Annotated in this window: 31 protein-coding genes, 1 pseudogene and 1 riboswitch; of the genes and pseudogenes, 20 read left to right on the forward strand and 12 right to left on the reverse strand. The window is 51.2% G+C overall.

The features are described from left to right. Positions 1-4: 4 nt before the first annotated feature. The 14 genes and pseudogenes from ET33_RS25305 (at position 5) to ET33_RS25370 (ending at position 9,929) form a co-directional block, all read left to right on the forward strand. Positions 5-211: a hypothetical protein gene (locus tag ET33_RS25305; RefSeq protein ID WP_036688626.1), complete on the forward strand. Its 207-nt coding sequence runs from the start codon at positions 5-7 to the stop codon at positions 209-211. A gap of 84 nt (positions 212-295) precedes the next feature. After that, the gene (locus ET33_RS36675; protein WP_161783566.1) at positions 296-2,830 is read left to right on the forward strand and encodes a phage tail tape measure protein; all 2,535 of its coding nucleotides are present in this window, start codon (positions 296-298) and stop codon (positions 2,828-2,830) included. A gap of 448 nt (positions 2,831-3,278) precedes the next feature. Next, positions 3,279-3,440: pseudogene (locus ET33_RS39915) on the forward strand (LysM peptidoglycan-binding domain-containing protein); the annotation flags it as partial. A gap of 56 nt (positions 3,441-3,496) precedes the next feature. After that, positions 3,497-4,219, forward strand: coding sequence for a hypothetical protein (locus ET33_RS25320; protein WP_036688629.1), 723 nt, complete (start codon positions 3,497-3,499; stop codon positions 4,217-4,219). A gap of 6 nt (positions 4,220-4,225) precedes the next feature. Continuing rightward, positions 4,226-4,522: a hypothetical protein gene (locus tag ET33_RS25325; protein WP_036688631.1), complete on the forward strand. Its 297-nt coding sequence runs from the start codon at positions 4,226-4,228 to the stop codon at positions 4,520-4,522. After that, positions 4,519-4,944, forward strand: coding sequence for a GPW/gp25 family protein (locus ET33_RS25330; protein ID WP_036688634.1), 426 nt, complete (start codon positions 4,519-4,521; stop codon positions 4,942-4,944). Before ET33_RS25325 ends, ET33_RS25330 begins: the two co-directional genes overlap by 4 nt. Before the next feature lie 4 nt (positions 4,945-4,948). Next, entirely contained in the window at positions 4,949-6,094 is a 1,146-nt protein-coding gene (locus ET33_RS25335; protein ID WP_036688638.1) for a baseplate J/gp47 family protein, read from the forward strand. Then, positions 6,091-6,936: a phage tail protein gene (locus ET33_RS25340; RefSeq protein ID WP_036688641.1), complete on the forward strand. Its 846-nt coding sequence runs from the start codon at positions 6,091-6,093 to the stop codon at positions 6,934-6,936. The genes ET33_RS25335 and ET33_RS25340 overlap by 4 nt, the downstream gene beginning before the upstream one ends. Further along, positions 6,933-7,295: a hypothetical protein gene (locus ET33_RS25345; RefSeq protein ID WP_036688644.1), complete on the forward strand. Its 363-nt coding sequence runs from the start codon at positions 6,933-6,935 to the stop codon at positions 7,293-7,295. The genes ET33_RS25340 and ET33_RS25345 overlap by 4 nt, the downstream gene beginning before the upstream one ends. 20 nt (positions 7,296-7,315) lie before the next feature. Next, a complete protein-coding gene (locus ET33_RS25350) occupies positions 7,316-8,191 on the forward strand; it encodes a hypothetical protein (protein ID WP_036688648.1) in 876 nt (291 codons plus the stop codon). A 12-nt stretch (positions 8,192-8,203) separates the two neighbouring features. Further along, a complete protein-coding gene (locus ET33_RS25355) occupies positions 8,204-8,392 on the forward strand; it encodes a hypothetical protein (RefSeq protein WP_036688652.1) in 189 nt (62 codons plus the stop codon). 36 nt (positions 8,393-8,428) lie between these two features. After that, positions 8,429-8,710 carry a phage holin family protein gene (locus ET33_RS25360; RefSeq protein ID WP_309599518.1) on the forward strand — a complete coding sequence of 94 codons (282 nt, stop codon included), beginning with the start codon at positions 8,429-8,431 and terminating at the stop codon, positions 8,708-8,710. Beyond that, positions 8,707-9,378 carry a glycoside hydrolase family 73 protein gene (locus ET33_RS25365; RefSeq protein WP_051775590.1) on the forward strand — a complete coding sequence of 224 codons (672 nt, stop codon included), beginning with the start codon at positions 8,707-8,709 and terminating at the stop codon, positions 9,376-9,378. Before ET33_RS25360 ends, ET33_RS25365 begins: the two co-directional genes overlap by 4 nt. A 323-nt stretch (positions 9,379-9,701) precedes the next feature. After that, positions 9,702-9,929: a hypothetical protein gene (locus tag ET33_RS25370; protein ID WP_051775592.1), complete on the forward strand. Its 228-nt coding sequence runs from the start codon at positions 9,702-9,704 to the stop codon at positions 9,927-9,929. A 38-nt stretch (positions 9,930-9,967) separates the two neighbouring features. On the opposite strand, the gene ET33_RS25375 is transcribed toward ET33_RS25370, so the two are convergent. Both ET33_RS25375 and ET33_RS38590 read right to left on the reverse strand, forming a co-directional pair. Next, positions 9,968-10,639, reverse strand: coding sequence for a hypothetical protein (locus ET33_RS25375; RefSeq protein ID WP_036688656.1), 672 nt, complete (start codon positions 10,637-10,639; stop codon positions 9,968-9,970). Positions 10,640-10,657: 18 nt separating this feature from the next. After that, on the reverse strand, positions 10,658-11,155 hold the full coding sequence (locus tag ET33_RS38590; protein ID WP_144028733.1) for a hypothetical protein: 498 nt from the start codon (positions 11,153-11,155) through the stop codon (positions 10,658-10,660). A gap of 390 nt (positions 11,156-11,545) precedes the next feature. Between ET33_RS38590 and ET33_RS25380 the strand changes: the two genes are divergently transcribed. The 4 genes from ET33_RS25380 (at position 11,546) to ET33_RS25390 (ending at position 13,871) form a co-directional block, all read left to right on the forward strand. After that, positions 11,546-12,823 (forward strand): helix-turn-helix domain-containing protein, encoded by a 1,278-nt coding sequence (locus ET33_RS25380; protein WP_036688659.1) that lies wholly within the window; start codon positions 11,546-11,548, stop codon positions 12,821-12,823. A gap of 21 nt (positions 12,824-12,844) precedes the next feature. Further along, positions 12,845-12,976, forward strand: coding sequence for a hypothetical protein (locus ET33_RS40305; protein ID WP_258958899.1), 132 nt, complete (start codon positions 12,845-12,847; stop codon positions 12,974-12,976). A 246-nt stretch (positions 12,977-13,222) separates the two neighbouring features. After that, positions 13,223-13,342, forward strand: coding sequence for a Spo0E family sporulation regulatory protein-aspartic acid phosphatase (locus ET33_RS25385; protein WP_235206814.1), 120 nt, complete (start codon positions 13,223-13,225; stop codon positions 13,340-13,342). Positions 13,343-13,481: 139 nt separating this feature from the next. Then, the gene (locus ET33_RS25390) at positions 13,482-13,871 is read left to right on the forward strand and encodes a helix-turn-helix domain-containing protein (RefSeq protein ID WP_309599517.1); all 390 of its coding nucleotides are present in this window, start codon (positions 13,482-13,484) and stop codon (positions 13,869-13,871) included. A gap of 64 nt (positions 13,872-13,935) precedes the next feature. Here the strand turns inward: ET33_RS25390 and thiC are convergent, their stop codons facing one another. The 5 genes from thiC to ET33_RS25415 all read right to left on the reverse strand — a co-directional run bounded on the left by thiC (position 13,936) and on the right by ET33_RS25415 (position 19,109). After that, positions 13,936-15,519: a phosphomethylpyrimidine synthase ThiC gene (gene thiC / locus ET33_RS25395; RefSeq protein ID WP_327204069.1), complete on the reverse strand. Its 1,584-nt coding sequence runs from the start codon at positions 15,517-15,519 to the stop codon at positions 13,936-13,938. 88 nt (positions 15,520-15,607) lie between these two features. Beyond that, positions 15,608-15,718, reverse strand: a riboswitch (TPP riboswitch). 58 nt (positions 15,719-15,776) lie between these two features. Then, entirely contained in the window at positions 15,777-16,646 is an 870-nt protein-coding gene (locus ET33_RS25400) for a MetQ/NlpA family ABC transporter substrate-binding protein (protein ID WP_036688668.1), read from the reverse strand. Between the two features lie 52 nt (positions 16,647-16,698). Continuing rightward, positions 16,699-17,367 carry a methionine ABC transporter permease gene (locus ET33_RS25405; protein WP_036688671.1) on the reverse strand — a complete coding sequence of 223 codons (669 nt, stop codon included), beginning with the start codon at positions 17,365-17,367 and terminating at the stop codon, positions 16,699-16,701. Then, positions 17,364-18,149 carry a methionine ABC transporter ATP-binding protein gene (locus ET33_RS25410; protein ID WP_036688674.1) on the reverse strand — a complete coding sequence of 262 codons (786 nt, stop codon included), beginning with the start codon at positions 18,147-18,149 and terminating at the stop codon, positions 17,364-17,366. Before ET33_RS25410 ends, ET33_RS25405 begins: the two co-directional genes overlap by 4 nt. A 402-nt stretch (positions 18,150-18,551) precedes the next feature. Next, on the reverse strand, positions 18,552-19,109 hold the full coding sequence (locus tag ET33_RS25415; protein WP_036688677.1) for a serine hydrolase domain-containing protein: 558 nt from the start codon (positions 19,107-19,109) through the stop codon (positions 18,552-18,554). 203 nt (positions 19,110-19,312) lie between these two features. Between ET33_RS25415 and ET33_RS25420 the strand changes: the two genes are divergently transcribed. Beyond that, on the forward strand, positions 19,313-20,668 hold the full coding sequence (locus ET33_RS25420) for an LLM class flavin-dependent oxidoreductase (RefSeq protein ID WP_036688681.1): 1,356 nt from the start codon (positions 19,313-19,315) through the stop codon (positions 20,666-20,668). A 100-nt stretch (positions 20,669-20,768) separates the two neighbouring features. Here the strand turns inward: ET33_RS25420 and ET33_RS25425 are convergent, their stop codons facing one another. Further along, positions 20,769-21,422: a deoxynucleoside kinase gene (locus tag ET33_RS25425; RefSeq protein WP_010491019.1), complete on the reverse strand. Its 654-nt coding sequence runs from the start codon at positions 21,420-21,422 to the stop codon at positions 20,769-20,771. A 180-nt stretch (positions 21,423-21,602) separates the two neighbouring features. After that, positions 21,603-23,399, reverse strand: coding sequence for a M3 family oligoendopeptidase (locus ET33_RS25430; RefSeq protein WP_036688685.1), 1,797 nt, complete (start codon positions 23,397-23,399; stop codon positions 21,603-21,605). 217 nt (positions 23,400-23,616) lie between these two features. Between ET33_RS25430 and ET33_RS39350 the strand changes: the two genes are divergently transcribed. Then, entirely contained in the window at positions 23,617-23,790 is a 174-nt protein-coding gene (locus ET33_RS39350) for a hypothetical protein (RefSeq protein ID WP_167336449.1), read from the forward strand. Here ET33_RS39350 and cysC read toward each other — a convergent pair. Genes cysC through ET33_RS25445 form a run of 3 tightly spaced genes read right to left on the reverse strand, consistent with a single transcriptional unit; the run spans position 23,784 to position 26,550 of the window. Then, entirely contained in the window at positions 23,784-24,323 is a 540-nt protein-coding gene (cysC, locus tag ET33_RS25435; RefSeq protein WP_036688688.1) for an adenylyl-sulfate kinase, read from the reverse strand. The two genes, ET33_RS39350 and cysC, sit on opposite strands and share 7 nt — an antisense overlap. After that, on the reverse strand, positions 24,311-25,213 hold the full coding sequence (locus ET33_RS25440) for an STM4011 family radical SAM protein (RefSeq protein WP_036688691.1): 903 nt from the start codon (positions 25,211-25,213) through the stop codon (positions 24,311-24,313). The genes cysC and ET33_RS25440 overlap by 13 nt, the downstream gene beginning before the upstream one ends. Continuing rightward, on the reverse strand, positions 25,204-26,550 hold the full coding sequence (locus ET33_RS25445; protein ID WP_036688694.1) for an STM4012 family radical SAM protein: 1,347 nt from the start codon (positions 26,548-26,550) through the stop codon (positions 25,204-25,206). Before ET33_RS25445 ends, ET33_RS25440 begins: the two co-directional genes overlap by 10 nt. Between the last annotated feature and the right edge of the window lie 26 nt (positions 26,551-26,576).

A 26,576-nucleotide genomic window follows, 5' to 3' on the forward strand; every position in this document is an offset into this window, starting at 1 on the left:
CGCGGTGTCCGAACGCTTCGAGGAAATCGATACGAACTTCCTCGAAGCCGGGCACCTGCTGATCCGCAAATACTTCCCGGAAGTTTCCGAAAGCCTGGAGCTGGAGGACTTCGCCGAATATTATGCGCGGTCGCTTTGGTATGAAGATCGAGAAATCAAGCTGCATGCGGCTGCGATCGCGCAAGCATTTGGCGGCGGCCGCAAAAAATAACGCGGCGCTAGGAAGGAGGCGCGCACTATAGGGGGGCTAAGTTCTCTTTTCAAACTATCGGTCATCATGAGCATGGTCGATCGTATGACACCGGAAGCAATGAGAGCCGGACGGTCCGCGAACGAGCTGCAACAAAACATTGGAGGTCTGGAGCAAAAATCCGGCTCTTTCCTCAAACGAGCGGGCATGTGGTCGGCGGGAGCTGTGGCCGCCATTACGGCCGCAATTGCAGCATTAGGAGGCGCTGCGGCCTCCATGGCTGCCGAAGTCGATCGAGCGACGGGGAAGCTTCAAGCGCAAACCGGTTTGACTCGCCAACAGGCCGAAGAGTTGATGAAAGTCTCTGAAGCAATATACACCAGCGGTCGCGGCGACTCGATCACGGGGATCACTGAAGACTTAGCGACCGTCCGACAAAGCATGAAAGACTTGTCCGATCAAGCTGCTGGTGATTTTCTTGCCGGTGGCTATGTAATCCGCGATGCCTTTAATGCGGAGATTTCCGAAACGTCGAAGGTTGTTCGCACGCTTCAGGCAAACTTCGCCGAGTTAAGCGCAACCGATGCCCTTGACTTGATTACAACCGGCTTCCAGCTCGGCGGCGATTACGCGGGCGATTTCATGGACACGATCAATGAGTATTCCGTCCATTTCGCCGGGCTTGGCATGAGCGCCGAGCAAATGTTTGCCACGCTGATCGCAGGTTCACGCGAGGGAAGTTTCAATCTGGACAAGGTCGGCGATAGTGTCAAGGAATCATTCATTCGTATGCAAGATATGTCCAAAGGCAGTCAAGAAGCCTTTCAGGCTCTTGGCATGGACGGTCAAAAAATGGCTGCCGACATCGCAGCCGGTGGCGATCGTGCAAATCAAGCCTTCCAGGCCACGCTGCTTGCGCTCGGAAATTTGGATGACTCTCTGAAGCGTAATCAGACTGGGGTGGCCCTATTCGGCACCCAATGGGAGGACATGGAGGATCGTGTCATTCTCGCCATGATGGAAGGACAGAAAGGGCTTGGCGATTTCCGAGGCGCAACCCAACGGGCCGGTGATGCGCTATACAACAATTTGGGGACCAAATTTTCCCGATTGTGGCGTAGCATCACGGTCGAATTAGCTCGGGCAGGCGGGCCGATCGCCGGGATACTCAACGGATTGTTGGACCAAGTCATTTCCCATATGCCGCAAATATCGGCAGCCGTGCAGTTCGTAGCTCAAATTATTGCGAAAGTGCTGACGGCACTCATTAGCGCGGGCCAATCCGTCACTAATTTCCTCCGTCCCGTTGCCCCGTTCATCGGTGGGATCGCGATCGCATTCGGGGCATTCGCTGGCGTCATTGGCATCGCTAAAGGTGCAGTTCTAGCTTTCAACATCGCCATGCAGGTCATGCGCGTTTTGATGCTGACCAACCCGATCGGATGGGTGATCCTGGTGATCGGCCTTCTAATCGGGGCGTTTATCAAGATGAATGGCGGCATGGATGGAGCCAAGGCTAAACTGCTTGAATACTGGGCCATAACCAAACAGACCTGGCAAAACATATGGGCGGTCATTGGTCCGACGGTGATGCAGATTTTGCAAAAGACACTTGCGGCTTTTTCCGCCATTGTCAATTGGGTAATCGCAAACTGGCCCATGATCCGCGATACGGTGATCAATACCGTCCGAGCAATTTATGTGACTGTCGCCCCCGTCGTGATGAACATCGTGGGCTCCATTGTGAACGGGTTTATGGCTGTCTGGAATTGGGTTATGACGTACTGGCCCATGATCCAGCAAGTAATCAGTTTCGTATGGGCGGGGTTAGGTCCGTATATTTCGACGTATGTCAACTTCATTGTTCAGACCATCGTCACAGCCTTTAACTTGATATGGTCGGTCGCTAATAGCGTTTGGAATATGATCGCCGGTATTGTACAAGTCGCCTGGTCAATCATTTCCGGTGTCATTGGAATAGGGCTGTCTATACTAACCGGGGATTGGGCGCAAGCCTGGCAGGGGATGCTTGACATGCTGACCGGTATTCGTGACGGTATCAGCCGGTTCTTTGAAGGTTTAGGCACTCTACTTTTTGACAGCGGAAAGGCAATCATCACGACGCTAGTCGAAGGCATAAAAGCTGTGGGGGAAGCACCGGTCGAGGCTATGAAGGGGATTTTCGAGAAAGTACGTCAATATTTGCCTTTCAGTGATGCCAAGGTAGGCCCCCTTTCCGATCTCACATACTCGGGATCGAAAATACCGGGAACGATTGCGGAAGGAGTGCGTCAGGGCGCGGGACAATTGCGAGCCGCCACCCATTCCATGATGGAAGGTTTGGGGCTGGATCGTGCGTTTTCCGTTCGACTCGCAGCGACGGGCGGCGGGCTGGCCTTCAGCTCCGGTCCGATCGCCGAGGGTTCCGTTTCGGAAGCTCCGGCCCCTGGCCTGCGAACGCGGTCTAATATGAATGTTCGGGAACTGTTCCGGGAATCCGTGTCCGAACGTGAAACCATTCGTGAGCAGGCAGCCGGGACCCCTTCGATCGTGCTGAATTACCACGGCGGCACCGAGAAGGAACGCCGCGATCTGATGGACGATCTGGAACGGCTGCTCAAGGCACATAACAGGAAGTGAGAACATGGACATTAATCTGGAAGACGAGCAGATAAAAGTGGGCGACACGCTGTTACCTGGCGTGTTTGAAAGCATGGAAATTACCGGCGACGTGAAGACGGATGAAGAAACCGGAACGACCAAGAAAAAGATTGTCAACTATAGCTATAACCCAATGACGATACGCCTCAATATGATCATCATTCCCGATGAACAACGATCAGCCGAGGATAAGCTTGGAGAAATTCATCAGGTGTTCCGCTCTTCCCCATCACAGACCAAACCGGAGACGTATAAGTTAGTTTCCAGCCATGCTCAAGCGCGAGGCGTCGGCCGCGTCATGCTGATGCGGCTGCGCAGCAGCGATAAAAACAATTCTGATTTTATTTCAGTCACGCTCGAATTTCAGGTTGTGGAGGTCACGACGATTTCCGTTCAGAAGGTGCAGGCGGCGACCGGTCACGGCAATATCTATACGGTGAAAAAAGGCGACACGCTTTCTGCAATAGCTTTGGCCGAAAAGACAACGGTCGAAGCGATCGCGGCGGCAAACAACATCGCAAATATTGACTTGATCCACATCGGCCAGCAATTGGTGATTCCGGCGGCCAGTGTGCAAGAGAATCCGCCTCCGGCAGAAACCACTTCGGCGGCTGTCGACGATGCACCCATACCGAAAGTAGAGTGATGACTATATATCAACGCATTCGTATCGGGAATGTCATTGTCACCAACGGGATCGCCCAGCTTGAGCTGTGGCGGTCCCGAAAAGAACCGGGTGGATATGTGACGTTCCTGTTTAAACCGGAAGTCGATCTTCAGGTGACGATCGGATCGATCGTTGAGGTCGATCTTGGATATGACGAGTCAACGGCTGCGCGAGTATTTACGGGAGAAGTGAGCGGCCAGAACGTTGCTAAAGACAGCATGGCAAAATTGTTGAACGTCAAAGTATCTCAATCATTCATTCAGGCCAGCCCGCAAGACATGATCAAGTACGTTCTTGAACAGGCTGGGATGGAGGAATTTCGTCTCGCACCACAAGTATTTGAACCAAAAAATACGGTTGTCGCGGGGTTGAACGGGTATGACATGATCAAACAGAGAATCCATCCGCAATGGGGTATTGATTTCGCTACATACTGCGATACAAGAGATGTTTTTATCTGGCGGCCCGTGGAACGGCCCAAGGAAATGTTCTTATTCGACGACGAAAACATTCTTGAGCTCATGACTGACGGCGATCGCGGCCGGATGCGTACGGTTTTTGTTCCTGGTCTTGATCACTCGCAGTATGTTTCCCTATTACATCCCCGCGTACAAGGCATTGCCCTCGTGGATACCGTGCATCACTATATTAAGGATGAAAAATTGCGAACAGAAATTTATTACACGTTAGAAAGCGGGTGACGAAGCATGTCGGATCAGCTTGGAACATTTAAAGAGGCGATCAAGGTGATCATTGAGACGGAAATGCCCGAGCTGCTGGCGCCAACCCGGCATATGATGCGTGCCGTCGTGCTGGATGTAAAGGGTGATTTTTGCGATCTTCAGGTGCTTGCGGTCGATGATACCCCGCATGCCCTTTTTCCGCCGCTTCCACATGTGCCCTCCCCGATCGGCTCAACTATTCAAACCGGGCAGCTCGTCCGCATCGGATTTTATTACGGGGACCCGTCATTCCCTTTCATTGACGAGGTGATTCGGCCATGACTACGGTTGACGAATGGACGGACATTTATCTGGATGATGAAGGGAATTTCCGGGAAGCATTGGACGGCGATGTGCAACTGGTTTCGGGTGATGATGCCATCCTCCAGGACATCCAGCATGAACTGGAAACAGTCAAAGGCTCGTACCCCTTTGATCGGGAATATGGTCTATTGCTCGTTCAATATCTTCAGCGCGAAAATACCAAAATGGCCCGCGAGGAACTGATCCAGGATATCAAGGAACGGCTTAGGCAGCATTCTAGCATTGATCCGGGCAGCGTGGTTGTCCAGGTCGAACGATGGACCATGCGGGAAATAGTTATTTCTGCTTCCTTCCGTCTTCTGACGGCCAAGTTAGAGGACCCCCGATCCGCGCTAAAACTCCTCATCACCGTGGACGGTGTTAGATTGATAAGGAGTTGATAAGATGCAGCCGCACGAACTGATTGAGGTCAAGAATGAGGATCAACTGCTTGACGAAATGAAAGAGCAATTGAGAAGCCAGCAATTTCCGGCACGGATTATGAGGAAAGGCGGAGTTTTCTATACGCTGCTGGCGTTATTTATGCGGGCGCTTGCAGGGCTGTACAGTTTATTACCGGTCATTATCCGGCAAATGTTTGTACATTCGGCTTCCGGTGCCTGGCTGGATGTAGCCGCACGGGAATATGGCGTCTTTCGGAAACAAGCTACCAAAACAAACGGAAGGATCACATTCATCCGCTCGAACGCCGAACAAGTCGTGACGGTAGAGGCAGGTACGATGTTTTCTACAAATCCCGATTTAAAAGGCATCGTGAGACGGTTCTACCTTAAAAAGACGGTTGTCCTGCCGCTCGGCGCGTTCAAAGCAGACGGCGAGATTGAGGCCGAAGAAGCCGGAGCCGGATTTAACGTTGCTGCCGGAAACATTCAAAATATGCTGACGTTTGTACCCTATGTATCTGTCACCAATGAGGAAAACTGGATCATCCGTGAAGGGACAGACCTGGAAACAGACGATTCACTTCGACAGCGGACGCTTGGCCGATGGGAACAACTATCCACGGGCGGCATCCGTGATTATTACCGATCGCTGATCGAGTCGATTTCCGGCGTCGTCGCCGTGCATATCGAAGACCAGCATCCCCGAGGCGAAGGCACGGCGGATATTATCATCATGGGTGTGGCCGGTGTCCCATCGGCTGCGATCGTGCAAGAGGCGCAAACCTTGATCACAAAATACGGATCACTCATCGGGGATATTCGGGCATACGCTGCGGAGCCGGTCAAAATCGATATTGAAGTGATGCTCCACTATGTCCCCCAGTTTGCTGAAGCCGAAGCGGTAGAAAAAGAAGCTTTGCTTCGCATTCGGGAAATGTTCCGGTACGGAGCTGCCGACCAGGCTGGCGAGATTTTGCATATTGATCCGCGCTATCCGTTTGATGTCTCGCTCTTGATCACAAATCTGCGGACGATCGACTATGTGATTCAAGTGGATGTCATACGCCCGTTAGATTCGGTCGTCATGACCCGACGACAGGTGGCGGTTTTGGTAGAAGTCAAAATCCAGACGGTGGCACACACATGAGAACATTTGCCGATGACCTTTTTACCTGGGCGCACAACATATTTAAGAAGCAGCCCCGCAAGCAGGATATGGATATTTTCAAGCTGGCGAATGCTGCGGGGGCTATTTTGAATGACGCCAAGATCGCCATGTTTGAACTGCGAACAATCAAATTTATTTCTTCGGCAACTGGCCGGGCGCTCGATCTGCATGGTATCGATCGAAAAATGCCCAGGCATGCCGGAGAGCCTGATGAAAACTACCGTTCCCGGCTCTTGGCGGCATACGATCTATACCGCTTGGGAGGCACCGAGATCGGCATGAAAAGCGTTCTGGCTAGTCTAGGATACGCGGACGCGACGCTTTATCCCTTGTGGCGCGAAAAGTACAACCTGAATCCAAATGCGGAGTATTTGGGGAAATGGTCGCAATTTGTGATCATGCTGGATGTGACGAATCGAGAAATTACGGCCGGGAAACGTATGATATTCCGGGATTCGATCAATCGAGCAAAGCCCATTGAAAGTAAGCTGTTATGGCTTTTGATGTTCATGTATGTTCAAGAGCTCATTCCCCATTCCGTGAATGCTCATATGAAGGTTTTCATGAAGGCTTCATACCAGGCTGCGCCGGTCTACTCGGCAGCCGCACGGATACGTATCAACGTGAGACAAAATGTGATCGACGATTATCTCATGATCAAATACTTTTGGAAGATATCCTCCAAACCGGCACCCTATCCGTTTCAACTGGATGGAAAAATGAAGCTTGGAGCCCAAGCCCTTGAACATGGAGGAAGGCATCGCCTTGGCCTGATTGTTTCCCGATCCGGCGAAATTAAAGAAAGGAGTTTTTTAGTGTGAGCGGAGCTGTGACAACAAAAATCGGACGTCTGAAGATGCTGGCAGCTCGGCGGGACGGTACGGTGTTGGCGAAAATTACGACAATGGCATTTGGTACCGGAACGACGGCAGCAACCATAAACGACACAAAGCTTGAACACGAATGTATTCGAGTGCCAATCACGTACGGTACTCCACCAGACGACATTACGCTTGTCTACGTCGGCCGGATTCCGGTCAATAGCCAGGCCGATCATTCCGTGATTACGGAAGCTGCGATTTTTGACAGTGATGGAGACATGATCGCAAGAAAAGTATTCGGCGGGAAAGCGAAGGACCCGGAAGACGTGTTTGACTTATATTGGAACGAAGTATTCTAAATTGAAGGAGGTTTTTGTCAATGGCTGATCTGATCGGCTCGCCTAATTTCAAGGATCGGGTTCGAAAATTAGAGGAAAGCGACAACGCCGTTCCTGAAACATGGGGCCCTATTCATCAAACCCTGATCAACAACGATGTGTTTCTTTCGGGACAACTGGCGAACCAGGCGCAAGATATTAACAAAGCCCAATCAACGGCAAATGCCGCTGCTACGGCGGCACAAAATGCACAGGTAACGGCCGACGATGCAAAAAATAGAGCTATTAATGCCCAGAGCACGGCGGATTCTGCGAAATCTGCTGCAAAAAATGCTCAATCAACTGCCGACCTTGCTCAAGCCATGGCTGTTAACGCTAATGTTGGATTAAACGACTATGTGCAACTTGATGGAAAATCGCTTATGACCGGAACTCTTTCGATCAAGGAAGGCGGACTTCGTCTTGGAGTTGAGGGACAAGGCACCGGAGTAACACATTTTCGAAATGACGGTACCATGGGAACCGCCACCAACTACTTAACCGAATACGGCTCCATATGGACTACGTTACAACTCCGATGGAATGGTGCCGAAAGTAGACTTGAGTTCAACAACAATGGTAAATGGATGCCCGTAGGAGGTGGAGGAGGATTGAAAAAAGTACAACATGGTGTCACCAGCGTAAACGACGTTTACGCAGGAAATTCAGTTCGGATTGAGCCTGTGAATTTGGACAAGTCCTATATCGTGATTTCATATTGTGGCGATCCCGCAGCGACTCAAGCTTCATATCTGGGGGTACCCACTCGCGCGTACTTCCAGGACAATGAACATATCCTTTTGTCCATTACAACATTCTCGAACACGTCTGAAACTAGGCGTGTAAGTGTCGCATGGCAAGTAATCGAATTCCAATAGGAGGGTTTTAAGATGGTATATGCAATGACACACCCGGACGGGGTAGTCCATACTGTTTGCCAGTACCCGAACGGTCTTAGTGAAAAAGCTATTGCTGACTATGACGGCCATATTATCGAGGTCGATTCATTTGACGAAACATTGATTGGCAAAATTTACGATCCAAAAACAAATCAATTTGTAACTGTACCAAAGGCGTAGAACATGGAGCCTGAATCGGCAGAAAGGAACATTCAAATGGAAATGGATTGGACTAACGTATATAACATGATCGATCCGAAGCTTGTTGTCGTTGTAGTTGCTTGCTGGGTGCTCGGGTATATCTTGAAACAAACGCCTTTAGTGCCGGATTGGAGCATTGTCTACATGGTCACGGCAGCCGCTGTATTTTTTGTTTCGCTTCTGATCGGTTTCTCGGCCGTGGCCGTCATGCAGGGCCTGATGTGCGGTGCCGTCGCGGTCTATGGAAATCAGCTCGTCAAGCAGTTGAAGAAAGCAAACGGAGATGATCAGCAATGAAACGTGAGGATTTCATCGCCATCGTTGCCCCGGTTGCGGTGAAGCTGCGGAGGGAAGGTTCGCCGATCTTCCCTTCCGTTCGCATCGCCCAGGCTATGCTTGAGACTGGATGCGTTATTCATGAATGGAACAACCTCGTCGGTTATAAAGTCGGCAGCGGTCGGCCGAACGAGTTCTGGAAGGGAAAGTCGGTAAGCACCAAGACATGGGAGGTTTACAACAACGTGCGGGTTGATGGTGTACAGGCTCATTGGAGAGCTTACGAGTGCATCGAGGACTGCTTCCGCGATCAGGACCTGCTTTTCGATTGGAGTCGGTATGATCGTGTACGAAGAGCCCAGACGCCCCAGGAGCAAACAGAAATGCTGCGTGTCTGCGGCTATGCAACCGACCCGGATTATACACGAAAGTTGAACAACCTGATCGCGAGTTACTATCTCGAACAATACGACAAGGAGGCTACGGAGCCAATGCTAAATGCAGGGGTAGCCGACACGATAATCGATACATGGATGAGTCCGGCATGGGAGGAGATGGACGCCAAACGGCAGGAGGCAGAACAGGCCGGAGACGGCAACGCGGCCGCAGCGTATGAAGAGCAGGCCGATTACATTCATTGGCTGGCGAATGAGCTGCGGAAAGCTTCGGGGCAACAAATTGAGGTTTAACAAAATCAGCATGCAACCTTTATGATGTAGGCGCCCGGACCTGACCAGATCGGGCGTACCAGGCTTGCTGCTCCGGATCGGAACACGGCGGACGCACCACCAATTCGCAGAGGCAACAAATAAAGAACGGCCCTTGCTGCAAGAATGCGAACAAGAGCCGTTTTTTCCATTGTTCCATGAAATTAAAATCACCGCTCAAGGCGGAAAATCAAGAAAGAAGGAACTTCCACATACTAGAAATCATACATTGAATTTATTATAATTAATAAATAGAAACATTTTACGGTAACGAAATCTGACAACCTTAAAAAGGGGGGGAGTTTGTGAAACGTAAAATTCATGAAACTCAACAAGTTCCATCTACACAGGAGATGACACAAGGCGGCGTGGACGAACAGTTATTAGAACTCCAAAGAATAGAAGGCAATGGTCCGCCTAAAAAAGTCGTTTGGAACAACTTACCGAAACCAATTAGAATCTTCGGATATTTTATAGTGATTTGCATGTTCTTCATGATTATTGTTGGAATTGTCATGACCATATTCAAATAAGAAAGGCACCTTTATCTATGATAAAGGTGCCTTTCAACCTATTCGTTTAAAAGAGTCTTTGCATCCAATGATTTAACTTTATTACCAAGCGATGATTTGTATAGCCCTTTTCTATACTCTCTGTATTTTTCACCGAATTTGTTCAGATCCTCATCTACCGAGAGAACGCCATCTTTTTGAAGCTTAAGCAAAAGATTCGCTTGTGTCAGTTGTTCCTGATAAAGTTTTGGTGCGTAGCTCTTCCAATACTCTTCTTCGGAAAGTCCTGTAAGTGCAATTACTCTTTTTTGGAAGTCTTGAACATCTTTATTTTGTTTTTCCAAAATATCCTTCACTCTGAAAGCTTCTTTTTTCCCGTCTTCTATGGTTGCTTCAACATTTAATTCTTTGGCTTTTTGCAAAAGTAATTTTTCGGTAACTAGTTCTTCTAAAAGATCGCCCTCCTTGAGACTAAGGCTGGGATTGTTTGATAAACTCATTTCAAACTCTTTATTCGCTTTGAAATCCAATAACTCTTTTTTCGATACATAGTCGTTTCCAACTTGCACCAGTTTTTCGTTTGCATATGCTTTGTTTTTAGTTAAATTGGTTTCAACTTTGGAGAATGGTTCTGAAAACTTATCACTGGCGAAAACCGACAGCGAAGAAACTGCCGCTGAAACACAAACGACTGCAACGAGCAACGTCATTTTTGATTTTTTTAAAATCATATTAATTCCTCCTCCATTTTACCAAGTAAAGTCGACTTGGGCAGTATTGTTTAACTGATATCCACCGGAATTCACGAAAAATACCGCCGTTCCATTGCTTGCTCCAGAACTTAAATTAAAAGTACGCTGAGAATCGTTATACTTTCCTACTACACGGTAACTAGGACTAGACCAGTATGTTCCGTCATTGGGGAGCGATTGACCTGTTCCACGTATGTTTAGTTGTCCAACATTCAATGATGCATTAGGAAAAGACCCCCAGTACTGAGAAAGAGTTTCAGCTATCAAATCTTCACGATACATTGTAATAAAATCTTGCCCACTTACTTGCTCAGAATTGATTAAAACCCGCGCAGTTAATGATACAGGCGTATAAACAGATCCCTGAGTTGAAACTCTCCAGCAGTTAAGCAAATTCGTGTTTTCATATTTCGTTGCAGCAGCGCTGGCGATCCCGGAAGAGAAGGAACAAACTAAAGCAGCGGACAAAATAGCAGATAAAATTTTCTTTTTCAAGATACTACCTCCATTTTAAAAATTTGTAATGTTTCGAATATATTGACGCATGCTGTGTTAGAAAAGTTGCATATAAATCCCTCCCAACTGGGTAATTTTGAACAATGGTCGGCCGACTGGCTTGTTCAAACATAATTTATCACAATAACACAATATTTGGGATAGGAATGGATGTCTATTTTTTATCCCCTTGATTCCCCTCGATTACTTCATATAAGCAAAGTGCTTACATTAATTACCACTAAATCATTGAATTTTGTGAATATTTGTCGAATAAATATATTTAATGTAATAATTACATGTATATTGTAAAAAATTAAAATTTGTGGGTCGAAACTTAATTTGCTATAATTACCCATGTAAAATTTAGTCAAAAGGAAGGTATGTGCCATGGTGGATATTAAGTGTGAAAATAAAACCATCTCAGATATCATCTTCCAACTTAGAAAAGAGAAAAATTTGACATATGCTAATCTTGAGGAATTTACAGGTGTAAGTCTCCCTACGATACATAAAATTGAATCAGGGGTGACAAAACGTCCTGAATTTAAAACAGTGAAAGCAATCGCTACGGCTTTTCCCGATTTTTATAAAGAGATCATGGAGTGCTACATAACGATAGAAAATCGAATTGATACCTTATATGAAGTTCTACAAGATGTGGTGTCATATGAGGAGCATATTTCACTGGTTCCTAAAGTGGCATTACGGTTACTTGAAAACCCTAATTGCGAAACGGAAGAGTCTTTAAAACGGCTTTATGATTTTACTGAAAGGGTGGATGATCCTAGTCTAAGATTAGAGATATATAAATTAATTGTTAGGTATTCGAGACAGCACGGCACTACTACCTTCGTTGCGAAAGGCTTATTGCAGAAATATCTGATAGAAAGATCAGACTTAAAGCGTCTTGAACAAACGTTTCAATCTGGCTTGGAAATTATACATTATACTGATTTTTTATCTGATGAAGAAAAGGTAACATATTTTTTTAGAATCGGATTGCACGCTCATAATACGAAAAAATACAGGGAGTGCATTGAGTTTTGTGGGAATGGGATGGTGCTTGAAAAAAATGAATCAGAATTAAAGGCAAGAGCGCATCTGTCCATGATAAATTCTTATTCGGCTCTGAAAAACTATGATAAGGTTGAAGAGTTATTAGACGTTTTTGAAAAATACGAGTATGACTTTGTTAACGAAGCTGCTAAGCATACACGGGCAATAACAAAAGCAAGAAAAGGTGAATATGAAATTGCAGTCCCCTTACTTGAAGAGAATCTTAGGATGTTTAGCCCGCAGTCTCGTTTATATATAGTAGACGAACTTTTTGAGATTTACTTAAAGATAGATAATTTGGATGCTTGTTCGAAACTTTTAGAAAGAGAGAATGAAATAATGAATACATATCCTGATGACCCTAATGTTTGCAGAGCGAAAGGGAAGTATTATCGACACAAAGGACATTATCAGTTAACTATTGGTGTAATTGATGAGGGAGTGAAGAGTTACGCCAGTAGTCTACAATATTTGAATAAGATTAATGCTTTTGAAGAAAAGGATGCTTGCATGCGTGAGTTTTTTTATTGTTTAACCAAAAATTCAATAATCCTTAATAAAGAGCTTATGGATATAATTTATATTATGGCATATAATGTAAATGATTAAGCGTCAAGGAGGGAAAGGATTATGAAGAAAGCAATTCTTTTTTCCATTGTTCTGTTTTTATCTTTGAGCGGCAGCTTTTACAATACCCCAACTTACCCCATAGAAAAGCAAACTCAAATTATGATGTATAGTGATGCAAATCCGGGACATTAATTTCCCCAGAGCGATACTTATAAATTGCTATAAAAATGAACAGGCGCAGATGCCTGTTTTTTTTTGTTTCTAACTACAAATTTATCATGTTTTAGAATTTTATAGAAAACTCGAAAAATTAATTACAATGATGCTATGAAACCTTTTTAGGGGGGAGGAAAGGTGACCATCCTATATGAAGTTTCCGAAACGGAAAGCCTTAGTGACGAAGTCATTCAAGATGAAATGAAGACCATTCTAAGACAAATGGAAGAAGCTATACAACAAGGAAAGAGTTTGACTTGTGAACATATCGTTCGGTTAAGTCAAGAGTTGGATAAGTACATTTTAATCGCTCAGACCAGGAAAATGAGGTGTATAAGTTAGAGCCGTTTGGTACGACATTTAATTGATTAATAGGAAATTTTCATTTTGAGGTGTGTTGATGGAAGAGGGCAGAGTAACCGGAATTGTTAGGGCGATAGACGGCTTAGGGAGAATTGTGCTTCCCACGGAGTATAGGAACGTGTTGAATCTTCATCCCCATGATAAATTGGAATATTTCGGAGATGATAAGAGAAAGGCAATTATGGTTTATAGATATCAAACAAAAGAATGTTTGTTTTGCTCAAGTGAGAAAAAAACCATATACTTCAAAAAATTTTATATTTGTATGTCCTGCATTCAAAGCCTTCCGGAGCTTCAGATTTTTTTTGAGCGGGTAGAACGTCAACGGGGCGACGAGAAACATGTCACCGGGACAAAAAAGAAAAGAATCACCAAAAGGAGGAAGGAAGCCTTAGATCGTCTCCATCAAGTGATGAAGGAAAACCCCGGAGCTTCACAGAAAGAAATAGCCGAAATCTTAGGTGTTTCACAATCATGGATTAGTCAAATAATTAGGAATCGCCTATAGATGGGTCGGTTGCTAAACACCATATAAAAGGAGTCCTGATCTGTCAGGAGCTCCTTTTATTTTCTCAAAAATGATGAGATTTTTTCGCAAATTTAATGCGACGCCACACCCGCCATCGGAATTCGAACCGCGCCTTGGACAGCGCGTCGTCCCGCTCCTGCGCGCCTGGATGGCCTTTGGCCAAGTCGGCGGCGTGCGCCGCGATTTTGTAGGCGATGACGCCTTCCCGCACGTCGTTCTTGTTGGGAAGCCCCAAATGCTCCTTCGGGGTGACATAGCACAGCATCGCCGTCCCGAACCAGCCGATCATCGCTGCGCCGATGGCCGAGGTAATGTGATCGTAGCCGGGCGCAATGTCGGTCGTGAGCGGTCCGAGCGTATAGAACGGCGCCTCCTGGCACACCTCAAGCTGCCGGTCCACGTTCTCCTTGATCAAATGCATCGGCACGTGGCCGGGGCCTTCGATCATCACCTGTACGTCGTGCTTCCAAGCGATTTGCGTCAGCTCGCCCAGCGTATCCAGCTCCGCAAACTGCGCCTCGTCGTTCGCATCGGCGATAGACCCCGGACGCAGGCCATCCCCAAGCGAAAAAGCGACGTCGTACGTCTTCATAATTTCGCAGATTTCTTCAAAGTGCGTGTACAAGAAATTTTCCCGATGATGCGCCAGACACCACGAAGCCATGATCGAACCGCCCCGGGATACGATCCCGGTCACGCGATTCGCGGTCAGCGGAATGTACCGCAGCAGCACACCGGCATGGATCGTAAAATAATCGACGCCCTGCTCCGCCTGCTCGATCAGCGTATCCCGGTAAATTTCCCAGGACAGCTCCTCCGCTTTCCCTCCAACCTTCTCAAGCGCTTGGTACAGCGGCACCGTCCCGATCGGCACCGGGGAGTTGCGGACGATCCATTCGCGCGTCGTATGAATGTGTTTGCCGGTCGATAGGTCCATGACCGTATCCGCTCCCCAGCGCGTCGCCCACCGCATCTTCTCCACTTCCTCGTCGATCGACGAAGCGACGGCGGAATTGCCGATGTTCGCATTGATCTTCACGAGGAAATTTCGGCCGATAATCATCGGCTCGCTTTCCGGGTGGTTGATGTTCGACGGAATGATCGCCCGGCCGCGCGCCACCTCGCTGCGCACGAATTCGGGAGTCACCTTTTCGCGGATAGCTATATATTCCATCTCGGGAGTGATAATTCCTTTTTTGGCGTAGTGCATCTGCGTAACATTCGCACCCGGCTTGGCCCGCAGCGGACGGCGCGTTGCTCCGGGAAACCACTCCTGCCGCTTGGCCCCCTCTTCTTCCCTGAAGCCATTGTCTTCCGGCTTTACCGCTCTTCCGTCATACGCTTCCACGTCGCCCCGTTCCATAATCCATCCCCGCCGATTGGCCGGAAGCCCCTGCCGGATGTCGGTCCGGACATCGCCGTCCGTGTACGGGCCGCTGCTGTCGTAGACGCGAACGGGCGAATTGGCCGCTTCCCCTTCTTCACTCACCGTCGGACTCAAAGCAATTTCTCGCATCGGGACCCGAATGTCGCTGCGGGAGCCTTGAATGTACACTTTTCGGCTCCCGGGAAATCCCGATACGTTCGGCACAGCCTGTTGTTGGTTTGGTTTGTTTTCGCTTGTCATGTTCAATTCCTCCTCGAATGAATGTGAGCAAGCGGGGAACGTAATGCATACAAAAAAGACCGCAACGGCAAAGAAGCGGTCTTTGTGCATACAAAGGCTACGTGTTTCCTCCGCTGGCATTACCCAGATCAGGTTTAACGGTCGATAACATTCGGTTATCCTCTCAGCCTGGCTTCACCAAGCTCCCGCGCATATGAAGTTGTCAGTACAAGAATAACCCGGGCTCCGCCAAAAATCAACAGCCAGCGTAAATTTTTCTAAAATGCCGGAACGACCGCAACGCCATATTTGTCTTCGATAAACTTCTTCACTTCCGGCGTCGTCAACGCGGCGTCGAGCTTCTTCACTTCGTCCCGCGTCTCGTCTCCCTTGCGCACGACGATGACATTGGCGTAAGGCGATTTCGAATCTTCCCGGAACAAGGCCGATTTCGGATCGATTTTGGCTTCCAGCACAAGGTTCGTATTAATAATCGCGCCTTCCAGATCGGGAAGCGATCGGGGCAAGGTCGCGGAATCAGCCTCGACGAATTTCAGCTTTTTCGGATTGTCCGCGATGTCCTTAGGCGTCGCTTCATACGTCGTCAGGCCGTCCTTGAGCTTGATCAGCCCTTGCTGCTGCAGCAGCACCAGCGCGCGGTATTCGTTGGACGGGTTGTTCGGAATGCCGATCCGCGCCCCTTCCTTGATCTCGTCCTTCGATTTCAGCTTGCTTGAATAGAAGCCGATCGGCTCCACGTGAACCTTGGTCGTAACGGCAAAATCATAGCCCTTCTCGCCCTTGACCGAATCCAGGTAAGGAACGTGCTGGAAGTAGTTCGCGTCGATCTGCTTGTCTTTCAGCGCAGGATTCAGCTGCCCTTCGTCGTCATAGACGACCACTTCGAGGTTAACCCCTTGCTCCTTCAGCTTCGGCTTGACGAAGTTTAGAATTTCCGCATGCGGCACAGCGGCCGCGCCGATTTTTAGCGTCGCTTCTTTCGTCGGCTTGGCCGTGCCGGCTCCGTTGCCTTGCGCCGCAGACTTCGTGTCCGGGGCCGGCGCAGGGCCGCCCGAGGCGCAGCCCGAAACGATGGCACCGAAAATAATCAAGATGGATGCGAGAGAGAAAATTCCTTTTTTACCCATAGCTACGCCTGCTTTCTATAATTAAAATGACTTCACAATCCGATTTTTGCGTTCAATCCGGCTTGTAACGCTTCTTGTCGATCGATTTGGCGATGTAGTCGCCCGACCATTGGATGAGCTGGACCAATACGATAATGAGCAGGACGGTTGCGATTAAGACGTCCTCGCGAAACCTCTGGTACCCGAAGCGGATGGCCAGGCTGCCCAGACCGCCCGCCCCGATCGCACCGGCCACGGCGGTGAATTCCGTAATCGCAATGACCGCTATCGTCATCGCACGAACAAGCGCCGGCAGCGCTTCGGGAATCAGCACCCTGAAAATAATCGTGAACGGCGAGGCGCCGACCGCTTGGGCGGCCTCGATCTTGCCCGCGCTCACTTCCTTGAGCGAATTCTCGATCACCCGGCCCAGAAAGGGCGCCGCGCCAATCGAGAGCGACACAATGGCTGCGGTCGGACCGAGCGAGGTGCCGACGATTAGCCGCGAGAGGGGCAGCAGCAGAATGATCAGAATAATGAAGGGCAGCGAACGGACGCTGTTGATGACCGTACCGATGATTTTGTGCAGCAGCGGCGCTTCCAGAATGCCGCCCTTCTCCGTAACGACAAGCGTAATGCCTAACGCAATGCCGAGCACGAGCGCGAAGACGGAGGACCAGAGCACCATGTAGACCGTCTCGCCAAGTCCCTGCAGCAGCAGTTCGATCAGATCGTCTCTCATATCCCCGCCCCCACTCCTTCCATCACGTACCGGCTGTCGCGGTAATGCTCCAGAATGCGGACGAATCTGCGCGCCGTGTCGCTTTCGGGATTCAGGAACAGCTTGTCGACCGGTCCGGTCTCGACGATGCGGCCGCCCTCGATCACCGCCATGCTGCGGCAAATATGCTGCAGAACGTCCAGTTCATGCGTGATCAGAACGACGGTCAGCTTTAGCTGGCGGTTGATGTCCCTGAGCAGCTCCAGAATGGAGTAGGTCGTCTGCGGATCGAGCGCCGACGTCGCTTCGTCGCTGAGCAGCACGTCAGGCTCGTTCACGAGCGCTCTCGCGATGCCGACCCGCTGCTTCTGGCCGCCGCTGAGCTGCGACGGATAGGCGTTCTCTTTATCGCCCAGGCCGACAAGGTCGAGAATTTCGCAGACACGCTCGCGTATGTGCGCTTTCGGATGCCCGGCGACCTGTAGAGGAAACGCGACGTTCTGGTACACCGTCTTCGCGTCCAGCAGATTAAACTGCTGAAAAATCATGCCGATTTTTTGCCGGGCCAGCCGCAGCTCCTTTCCGTTCAACTCCGTAATGACTGTGCCTTCGATCTCGATGGTGCCGGAATCCGGCTCTTCCAGCCGGTTGAGGCAGCGGATCAACGTCGACTTGCCCGCGCCGCTGAAGCCGATAATGCCGAAGATATCCCCCTTTTCGATCTGCAAGCTGACATTCTGAAGTGCAGGAAATGCGCCTGACGACGTTTTGTACGATTTGCTCAGATTGCGAATGACGATCATGCCTTCACCTGCTTCTTGGGATAAAAATAAAAAAACCAAGCGTCGCCCCGCTGCCATAGCTCGGGGAAAGCTTAGTTTCCAGTGGACTGGTCAACTAATTGTGCAAGTCGTTGTTTTTAATTCCGACTATACCGATTATATTTATTTAATTTAAAGGATGGACCGGGCGCTGTCAAGAACTTTTAGCAAGGAATCTACGGCGGGGAACGAACACCAAAAAGCAGCCGGAGTGCCGGGAATCCGGAGGATCACACCGATGCCGGTGCGATCCGTAGATGCCCTGCTTCCCTCCGGCTGCTTGCTTTACTTAACTGAACAACGCTTTTGCGAACAGCACCGCTGCTTCCTGACGAAGCATCGGCTGCTGCGACTTATAGTCGACGGAGCCGTCGGCCGCTTCTTTCACCTCCGGCCCATACAGGCCAAGTGCGACAATCTGCTGGACGCCGTCAAGCGCATGTCGCCCGGCTTCGGTTCGGTGAAATCGAACCCTGTCGTATGCGTCAGCAGATGCTTCATCGTAACCGGCTCTTGAAAACGGCTGTCGATGCGCAGGCCATCCATATAGGTCTGCACGTCCCGATCCAAGTCGATTTTCCCCTGCTCAACGAACTGCATGACAGCGGTAGCGGTAAACGCTTTGGACACGGACCCGATGCGGAACACCGTCCGCTCAGGATCGACGGTTTGTTTTTTCTCGATATCGGCGAAGCCATAGCCTTTTTGCAGCAGCACTTTGCCGTCCTTGACAATGACGATGGCGGCGCCAGGGACGCCGAGGTCCACACGGTTAAAGAACGAGTCGGCGAACGCTTCGACCTCCTTCGCATCGGACGGTCCTTGTACGGTGGCATCGTCCGGCGAAACGGAGACGGCAGAGGCGGCAGAAACGGTGAAGCTGACAAGCAAGGCTGCAGACAGTACGGCGGGCAGCTTGGTTGGACGAAGCAGTGCTTTCACGGTAAACGTGATTCTCTCGCATGTAAATTATTTCCTTGCAGTTGATCATAAACCATCGGGCGGGAAATAAATTCTGACAAACGGTTAGGGAATTGCCGGACTTTAGACCGGGATACAAGGAGGAATTGACGGCGTTCCAAGATCATGCTAAATTATAACAAATTAAATTCATTGATTAACTCGGATATATGGAGGTATGGCTTGTGACTCGAACAAGACAAATCAAACTGTCCGCCTATTTGGTCGGTACCGGTATGCATGTCGCTTCGTGGCGGCATCCCGATGCCCAACCCGATGCGAGTATCGACATCGATTATTACAAGCGTCTCGCGCAGCTTGCCGAACGCGGAAAATTCGATATCGCCTTTATCGCCGACAGCCTCGCGATCAACGAAGCGTCCCATCCGAATATTTTGAACCGCTACGAACCGATCACGCTCATTACCGCGCTGGCGGGCGCTACTTCGAAGATCGGCGTCGTCGCCACCGCCTCCACTTCGTACATCGAGCCGTTCAATCTGGCTCGCCTCTTCATGTCTGCCGATCATATCAGCAAAGGCCGGGTCGGCTGGAATATCGTCACGACTCGGGACTTGTCGGGAAATACGGCGCTCAACTTCGGAGGCAAAGAGCATTACGAGCACTCGCTGCGCTATAAGCGCGCGGAGGAGTTCCTCGAAGTCGTCAAAGGACTGTGGGATTCGTGGGAGGACGACGCTTTTGTCCGCGACAAGGAGAGCGGGCAGTTTTTCGACCGAAACAAGCTGCACCGCATCAACCATCAAGGCGAGTTTTTCGCCGTGCAAGGTCCGCTCAACATCGGTCGTTCCCCGCAAGGCCATCCCGTCCTCGTGCAGGCCGGCAATTCCGAATCCGGACAAAGCTTTGCCGCAGGCACGGCAGAGGTCGTGTTTTCCATCAAATACGATATCGATGATGCGAAGCAGTTTTACCGTTCCTTCAAGAGTAAGGTCGCCGCTGCGGGCAGGTCGGCCGACGACGTGTACATTTTGCAAGGCATTTCTCCGGTCATCGCCGAAACGGAGGAAGCGGCCAAGCGGAAGCTGAAGCAGCTGGAATCCTGCATTACCGAGGAGACGGGCATCGGCTTTTTATCCGATTATTTCAAAAGCGTTGATTTTACGGGGGCCACCCTCGATTCGAGAGCGGCGGACTTCGGGCTGGATCGGCTGCCAGAGACGAAATCCGATTACATCAAGCACCGGCCCGTCATTGCGCGGGAAAACCCGACGTTGCGGGAGGTTTATTCCTTGCTGACCGGTTCGTTCAGCAGCGAGCACTTCGTCGGCACACCGGAGAAAATTGCCGATACGCTGGAAACTTGGTTTACGGAAAAAGCCGCCGACGGCTTTATGCTGATGGCTCCCCTGCTTCCGCAAGGCTTGGAGGATTTCGTGGAGCACGTCGTGCCGCTGCTCCAGCAAAGAGGGCTGTTTCGTAAGGAGTACGAGGGCAGTACGCTGAGAGACCATTTTCACCTGCCGAAGCCGCAGAACCGGTTCGCCGCCGCCAGAGCGGAGCAGCCACAGCTTTCATGAAGAGCAAAAAGACCGGACCCCTTCAAAAACCTGCGAAGGAGTTCCGGTCTTTTTGTTAGATGGATGACGCCGCCGTCTTTCCGACGATGAGATCATTCGTTTACATTTGCAACACGCTGAGCTTGTCCTTCACCTGCTCGACCAGCTTCCGAGCGTCTTCTTCATTGTTCACCACATCGGTCAGGTCCATATCGACGATCAGTACATCGGACTGATTATAATACTTCATCAGCCACTCGTCGTACCCTTTCCACAAATACCGGTAATACTCGACAAGCGATTCGTCCTGCTCAAAATCGCGTCCGCGCAGCGAAATGCGCCGCAGCACCGTCTCGAACGAGCCTTTCAAATAAACCATCAGATCGGGAGCTTTCTTCGGCAGCTCCTCCAGCTCTTCCAGCATATTGTTCGCAAGGTTCTCGTACACTTGGAACTCCAGATCGTTGATGCGTCCGAGCTCGCGGTTTACTTTTGCAAAATACCAATCCTCGTAGATGCTCCGGTCCAAAACGTTGCGGTTCCTCCGCAGCGCCTTCTTAATCGACTTAAACCGGCTGTCCAAAAAGTACAGCTGGAGTAAAAACGGGTACCGGTGCTTTTCGATCTCTTCCTTCGATGCCGTATAGAAAAGCGGCAAAATCGGATTATCGTCCACACTCTCGTAAAATACTTCCGATCCGAGCTCCCGCCCAAGCAATTCAGCTACGGACGTTTTCCCCAGACCGATCATTCCCCCGACAACAATCACTGACATTGTCCCCTTTCTCCTTACACCGCTTCCGTGAAGCTTATCTTTTTTACCATTGCACATTTCATAGCTAAAAAAACAACTGCTCTATTATAGCAGGAAAGCCCGGTTTTGTCTCAACTTATGATCAACGGGTGGGCGTTCGCCTCCAAAGAAAAAAGCGGTCATGGTGACCGCTTCCGTAGCTTAGCCTTCTTCCGTTAAAGCGAGGAACTGCTTCACGTCTTCGATGGACAGATCGACCGCCTGCTGCCAAAACTCCGGCTGCTCCAAATCCACCCCCAAGTGCTTGCTCGCAAGCTGCTCGACCGTGAGGCGGCCGGTATCCTGCAGCAAGGCAATATACTTCGCTTCGAACGATTCGCCTTCCTGACGCGCAAGCGAGTAGATGCCCGAGGAAAACAGGAAGCCGAACGTGTACGGGAAGTTGTAGAACGGCACGCCGGTTTTGTAGAAATGCAGCTTCGCCGCCCAGAAATGCGGGTGGTACTTGCTCAAGGCGCCGCAGAACGCGTCCTTTTGAGCCTCGATCATCAGCTCGTTCAACCGGTCCGGGTCGACGAGGCCGGACTTGCGCTCTTCGTAGAACCGCGTCTCGAACAGGAACCGCGCATGAATATCCATGAAAAAGGTGACGGCCCGCTGGATTTTGTCTTTCAGCAGGAACAGCTTACGCTCCCGTGTCTCCGCCTGCTTCAGCGAAGCGTCGCTGACGATCAATTCGGCAAAGGTCGAAGCCGTCTCCGCCACGTTCATCGCATAGCGCTGAGTCATCGGCGGAAGCTCGTTCATCACATGCTGGTGGAACGCATGACCAAGCTCGTGCGCCAGCGTCGACAGATTCCCTGCCCCAGAGTAAGTCATAAAGATCCGGCTCTGCTTGCTGACCGGGAACGAGGTGCAGAAGCCACCCGGCCGTTTGCCCGGGCGGTCCTCCGCCTCCACCCACCGCTCCTCGAAAGCGCGCTCGGTAAAGTCGGCGAGCTGCGGCGAGAACCGGCGGAACTGCTCCTCGATCATCACGGCAGCCTCGTCATAGGAGACGTTCGTGTCCTTGCCCTCAAGCGGCGCATTCAGATCGGACCAGGCAAGGCGCTCCGTGCCCATCAGCTTGGCAACCCGCTCCAGATAAGCGATAAATACCGGCTTGTTCTTCTCGATCACATCCCACATCGTCTGCAGCGTTTTGTCGGTCATCCGGTTGATCTGGAGCGGCTCCCGAAGTACCGAATCCCAGCCCCGGTGCTTGTACAGCTGGAGACGGAAGCCTGCAATACGATTCAGCGTATCGGCGCAAAAATCTTCCTGAGCCGCCCACGTCTCCTCCCATTGCCGGAACAAGCGCTCCCGTTTCTGACGATCCGGCTCTTTGAGCATCTGGTTGAAAAATTGCCCGGCCGAGAGCATGACCGTGTTTCCGTCTTTCTCGTACGGAAGCCGGATCTGCTTCACGATCGTATCGTACAAGGCGCTCCAGCCATTGTAGCCGTCCACAGCAAGGTCGTTCACCAAGGTCTCTTGCTCCAGCGGCAGCTTGTCTTTTACATTCGTCCGGCGTTCCTCCAGATTGAAGGCGAGGGCTGCCATCGCTTCGCTGCCGACCCACTGGGCGAATACGGAATCCGGCATCTCCGCAAGCAGCACGTCGAATCGCGTCATGGCGGACTGGTAGTTCGCCTGAATGCCGTCCAGCCGGCCGCCAAGCCGAATCGCGCCCCGGTCCGCCTGATTTTGCGCGGACAAGCAGCCGATGAAGGCCGCGGCTTGACGCAGACGTTTTTGCAGGTCTTGCAGCCGCTCCACGAAGCCCTGCAATGCGGCGGCAGCTTCTGCGGTCTGCGGCGACGGCAGAGCGTCCAGCTCGCTGCGGAAGCGGTTCGTATCGGCTTCAAGCACGTTCAAATATTGTTCAAATTCGGGAGAGTTGCTGCCTCCCGGGAAAAAAACGTCCAGATCCCAAGTTTGCTGCAAAGGTTGGTTCATTCAAGGGAACCCCTTTCGGATAAAAGTATATGTAAACGAATAGTAACGCGAAAAAAAAAGCGCACTTCATGTTATTCTACAGACGGTCAATTATCCCTTTCGGAAACCCTCAATTCGGTTACACACTACGTTGCCCGTCGACCCGGCCTGAAAGCGGGGATCGTCTGCGAATCATTTTAGAAAACAACGGCTTGAGGCAGATTCGCGAGGACATACCATGAGATTCGTAACGAAAACGAGATTGGACCGTCTTCAGACGCTCCTCCGATCCATCGCTGACGAGCAGCAGCAAAAAGAAGCCCTGCATCTTCTGGAATCGCTTAAACGGGATATCGATGAAAACTATGCGGAGATCCGCAGACTGATCCGCATCTATGAGAAAAATCAATGACCGTCCAACGCGTGCAGCGCCAGCATAATTTTCTCCACGTTATATGTCAGGGAATGCTCATCCGTATGAATCGTAAGCTCCGCATGCTCCGGGGGCTCGTAGGCGTCGGATATGCCGGTGAAATTCGGAATAAGCCCGAGCCGTGCCTTGGCATACAACCCTTTGACGTCCCGCCGTTCGCATACCTCCAGCGGGCACTCTACATAAATTTCCATGAACCGCGGCAGCACCGACCTCGCGTAAGCTCTCATGCTGCGGTACGGCGTGATGGCCGACACGAGAACGACTGTGCCGCTAGCGGCGTGCGTTTTCGCAAGCTCGACAATCCGGCGTATATGCTCAAGCCGGTCGGCGGGGGTGAAGCCCAGATCACTGGACAGCGTCTTGCGCAGCTCGTCTCCGTCCAGCCATTCGACCCGATATCCCTGCTCGCACAGCACGGATGCCGCCTCCCGCGCCGTCGTCGTCTTCCCCGAGCCGGATAGCCCGGTAAACCAGAGGACAGCGCCTTCCTTTTCGTTCAAAGGCCGCATGGCGACACCTCCTTCCCCGCATATCGCGCATCGGAGCTAGGAACTCGTTCCAGTACTCCTTTTCCGTAAATCGACTCCATAGACAGCTCCGGCATATGCACGTAGCCGATGTAACAGCCGCACGTTTTCATCCGGCACGGTCTCTCTGCGGACAGTCCTTCCAAGCCGTCGCGGTACAAATGCCCGATCACTCCCCGGTCCTTATAACAGCGCTTGACCAGCCCCGAGCCCGTAACGAAAAACACGCGGCTTCCCGTGGCACAAGGCTTACCCATGCTGTCATAGTCCCTTACGTTCCACTCGAAATAAGGGTCGATCTCGCGAAAAGCCGCCATCTCCTCGGGCGAATAGTACGCCGGCTGGTCCTTGTACGCGTTCACCCACAAGTAAACCTCTTGAGGCAATGCGCGGCGCAGCGAACGGATCGGCTCAAGATAGCCTTTGATTCCGACGGAGCCGACGCTGAAAGAAATCCCTTTGTCGTAAAGCTGCGTGCACTGGGCCAAAAACGAAGCTTCGCTCGTTTGACCGGGATGGTACGTGACCCAGAACGCCGCCTTTTCCTTGTTCAGCCCGTTCGTCCAATCCAGCTTGACGGACAAGTTCGTCTGGATCGCCACCTTGTCGACGTGCTCCAGGTGGGACAGCTCCGTTAACGCCTCGCGGTACCACCTGTGGACGAGCGCCTCGCCGTACGGATTGAAGAAGAGGGACAGACGCCTGCCGTCCGTCCCCTGCTCCCGAACCCATGCCACAAACCGTTCCAGCTGCGCCTTGTCCTTCGCCAGCGTCTCGCGGCTGTCCGTCGTTTTACTGAACGGGCAATACGGACAATCGTAGTTGCAGGAGGATAACGCGCCGCGGTAATACAACGTCGTGCTTACACACATACGTATTCCTCCATCCGCTCCCTAACCTCTGGCGAGATCAGCCAGTCGCCGATCGCATCGGAATAGGCCATGCCTTCGTCCGTCAGGCGCATCGTACCGTCCTCCAGGACGGCGAACCCGGCAGCCAGCAGCTGCTTCAGCTCGGGACTATCGTCAAACGGATCGCTGCCGAATCTCGCTTCATAAGCGCTCCGCTCCAGCCCTTCGCGGTGGAGCAGCGCCTTGATGACGAAACGGCGCTGCTGCTCGGCCAGGTTCAAGACGTAGCCGTAATCCGCCGTATCGTAGCTTGACGCCGAGACATAGTCGGCGATAATGCTTTGGGTCGCCTTGTAGCTCACGCCATAGCGGGAAGCGTAATGCACCTCCCTCGTGTACGAACGTGCGCCGCAGCCGAGACCGACCATCCCTTCCTCCTGACAGCCGTAAGGGAGCAGGTTTTTCCCAGACTTCGCGTCCGGCTTGGCGAAACGCCGCATCGAGAACGCCTCGTAGCCCTTTTCCTTCAAGCGCTCGCAAGCAGCACGGTACATATCCAGCCGGAGATCCTGACCTCGGTGGCGCAGCTCTTCCGGCTTCAAAATCGTATTCTCGCGCGTATATAGCGGATAGATGAAAATTTCCTCAGGTTCATATTCAAGCGCCCGATCCAGCGAATACAACCACGTCTCCACCGTTTGTCCGGGCAGCCCGTAAATCAGGTCGAGATTGAGCACGGCAAAGTCGTACCGTTTCAGCACTTCGAGCGCGCGCATCACTTCGCCCGGCTTTTGCGGGCGGTAGATCGCAGCGGCTTCGGCTTCGATGAAGCTTTGAATGCCCATGCTCACCCGGTCGACCTTCCGCTCCTTCAGCAGCTTCATTCGCGCATCGGTCACGGTGTCCGGGGACGTCTCCACAGAGATCGAAGCACAGTCGGGATCGAGCCCCATCACCTGCTCCGCGATATCGAACAAACGTTCGAGAAGCCACTCGTTCAACAGCGTCGGCGTCCCGCCGCCGATCGCAAAGCGGGAGAACGGCCGGTGGGCCACCATAGGCGCCCACTGCCTCGCCTGACGCTCCAACGCAGCGACATACTGCTCGTGCGCGTCGGCGCTCCGATCGGGCAGCGTAAACAGATTGCAGAACCCACACCGGGCCGCACAGAACGGAATGTGCATATATAAAAAGAACGACTCCCCGCTCTCCCGCTTCCACAGCTCGTGCAGCGGCAGCGGCGGATTCAGTTCGCGATAGGCCGTTTTATGCGGATAGGAGTACAAGTAAGACCGGTATGGCGATGCGGCGATTTGCTCCGACCAGCGCCGGATGTCTTCTGATTCCCGGAATTCCACTTGATGTCCCTCCTTTGATAGCTTTT

The organism is Paenibacillus tyrphae, assembly GCF_000722545.1.
GTDB lineage: Bacteria > Bacillota > Bacilli > Paenibacillales > NBRC-103111 > Paenibacillus_G > Paenibacillus_G tyrfis.

What these genes read in the sequence shown, in the direction of transcription:
- ET33_RS36675 (WP_161783566.1), top strand. Translation starts at nt 296, where the DNA reads ATGACACCGGAAGCAATGAGAGCCGGACGGTCCGCGAACGAGCTGCAA.
- ET33_RS25320 (WP_036688629.1), top strand. Translation starts at nt 3,497, where the DNA reads ATGACTATATATCAACGCATTCGTATCGGGAATGTCATTGTCACCAAC.
- ET33_RS25325 (WP_036688631.1), top strand. Translation starts at nt 4,226, where the DNA reads ATGTCGGATCAGCTTGGAACATTTAAAGAGGCGATCAAGGTGATCATT.
- ET33_RS25330 (WP_036688634.1), top strand. Translation starts at nt 4,519, where the DNA reads ATGACTACGGTTGACGAATGGACGGACATTTATCTGGATGATGAAGGG.
- ET33_RS25335 (WP_036688638.1), top strand. Translation starts at nt 4,949, where the DNA reads ATGCAGCCGCACGAACTGATTGAGGTCAAGAATGAGGATCAACTGCTT.
- ET33_RS25340 (WP_036688641.1), top strand. Translation starts at nt 6,091, where the DNA reads ATGAGAACATTTGCCGATGACCTTTTTACCTGGGCGCACAACATATTT.
- ET33_RS25350 (WP_036688648.1), top strand. Translation starts at nt 7,316, where the DNA reads ATGGCTGATCTGATCGGCTCGCCTAATTTCAAGGATCGGGTTCGAAAA.
- ET33_RS25355 (WP_036688652.1), top strand. Translation starts at nt 8,204, where the DNA reads ATGGTATATGCAATGACACACCCGGACGGGGTAGTCCATACTGTTTGC.
- ET33_RS25360 (WP_309599518.1), top strand. Translation starts at nt 8,429, where the DNA reads ATGGAAATGGATTGGACTAACGTATATAACATGATCGATCCGAAGCTT.
- ET33_RS25365 (WP_051775590.1), top strand. Translation starts at nt 8,707, where the DNA reads ATGAAACGTGAGGATTTCATCGCCATCGTTGCCCCGGTTGCGGTGAAG.
- ET33_RS25375 (WP_036688656.1), bottom strand. Translation starts at nt 10,639, where the DNA reads ATGATTTTAAAAAAATCAAAAATGACGTTGCTCGTTGCAGTCGTTTGT.
- ET33_RS25380 (WP_036688659.1), top strand. Translation starts at nt 11,546, where the DNA reads ATGGTGGATATTAAGTGTGAAAATAAAACCATCTCAGATATCATCTTC.
- ET33_RS40305 (WP_258958899.1), top strand. Translation starts at nt 12,845, where the DNA reads ATGAAGAAAGCAATTCTTTTTTCCATTGTTCTGTTTTTATCTTTGAGC.
- ET33_RS25385 (WP_235206814.1), top strand. Translation starts at nt 13,223, where the DNA reads ATGGAAGAAGCTATACAACAAGGAAAGAGTTTGACTTGTGAACATATC.
- thiC (WP_327204069.1), bottom strand. Translation starts at nt 15,519, where the DNA reads ATGACAAGCGAAAACAAACCAAACCAACAACAGGCTGTGCCGAACGTA.
- ET33_RS25400 (WP_036688668.1), bottom strand. Translation starts at nt 16,646, where the DNA reads ATGGGTAAAAAAGGAATTTTCTCTCTCGCATCCATCTTGATTATTTTC.
- ET33_RS25405 (WP_036688671.1), bottom strand. Translation starts at nt 17,367, where the DNA reads ATGAGAGACGATCTGATCGAACTGCTGCTGCAGGGACTTGGCGAGACG.
- ET33_RS25410 (WP_036688674.1), bottom strand. Translation starts at nt 18,149, where the DNA reads ATGATCGTCATTCGCAATCTGAGCAAATCGTACAAAACGTCGTCAGGC.
- ET33_RS25425 (WP_010491019.1), bottom strand. Translation starts at nt 21,422, where the DNA reads ATGTCAGTGATTGTTGTCGGGGGAATGATCGGTCTGGGGAAAACGTCC.
- ET33_RS25430 (WP_036688685.1), bottom strand. Translation starts at nt 23,399, where the DNA reads ATGAACCAACCTTTGCAGCAAACTTGGGATCTGGACGTTTTTTTCCCG.
- ET33_RS39350 (WP_167336449.1), top strand. Translation starts at nt 23,617, where the DNA reads ATGAGATTCGTAACGAAAACGAGATTGGACCGTCTTCAGACGCTCCTC.
- cysC (WP_036688688.1), bottom strand. Translation starts at nt 24,323, where the DNA reads ATGCGGCCTTTGAACGAAAAGGAAGGCGCTGTCCTCTGGTTTACCGGG.
- ET33_RS25440 (WP_036688691.1), bottom strand. Translation starts at nt 25,213, where the DNA reads ATGTGTGTAAGCACGACGTTGTATTACCGCGGCGCGTTATCCTCCTGC.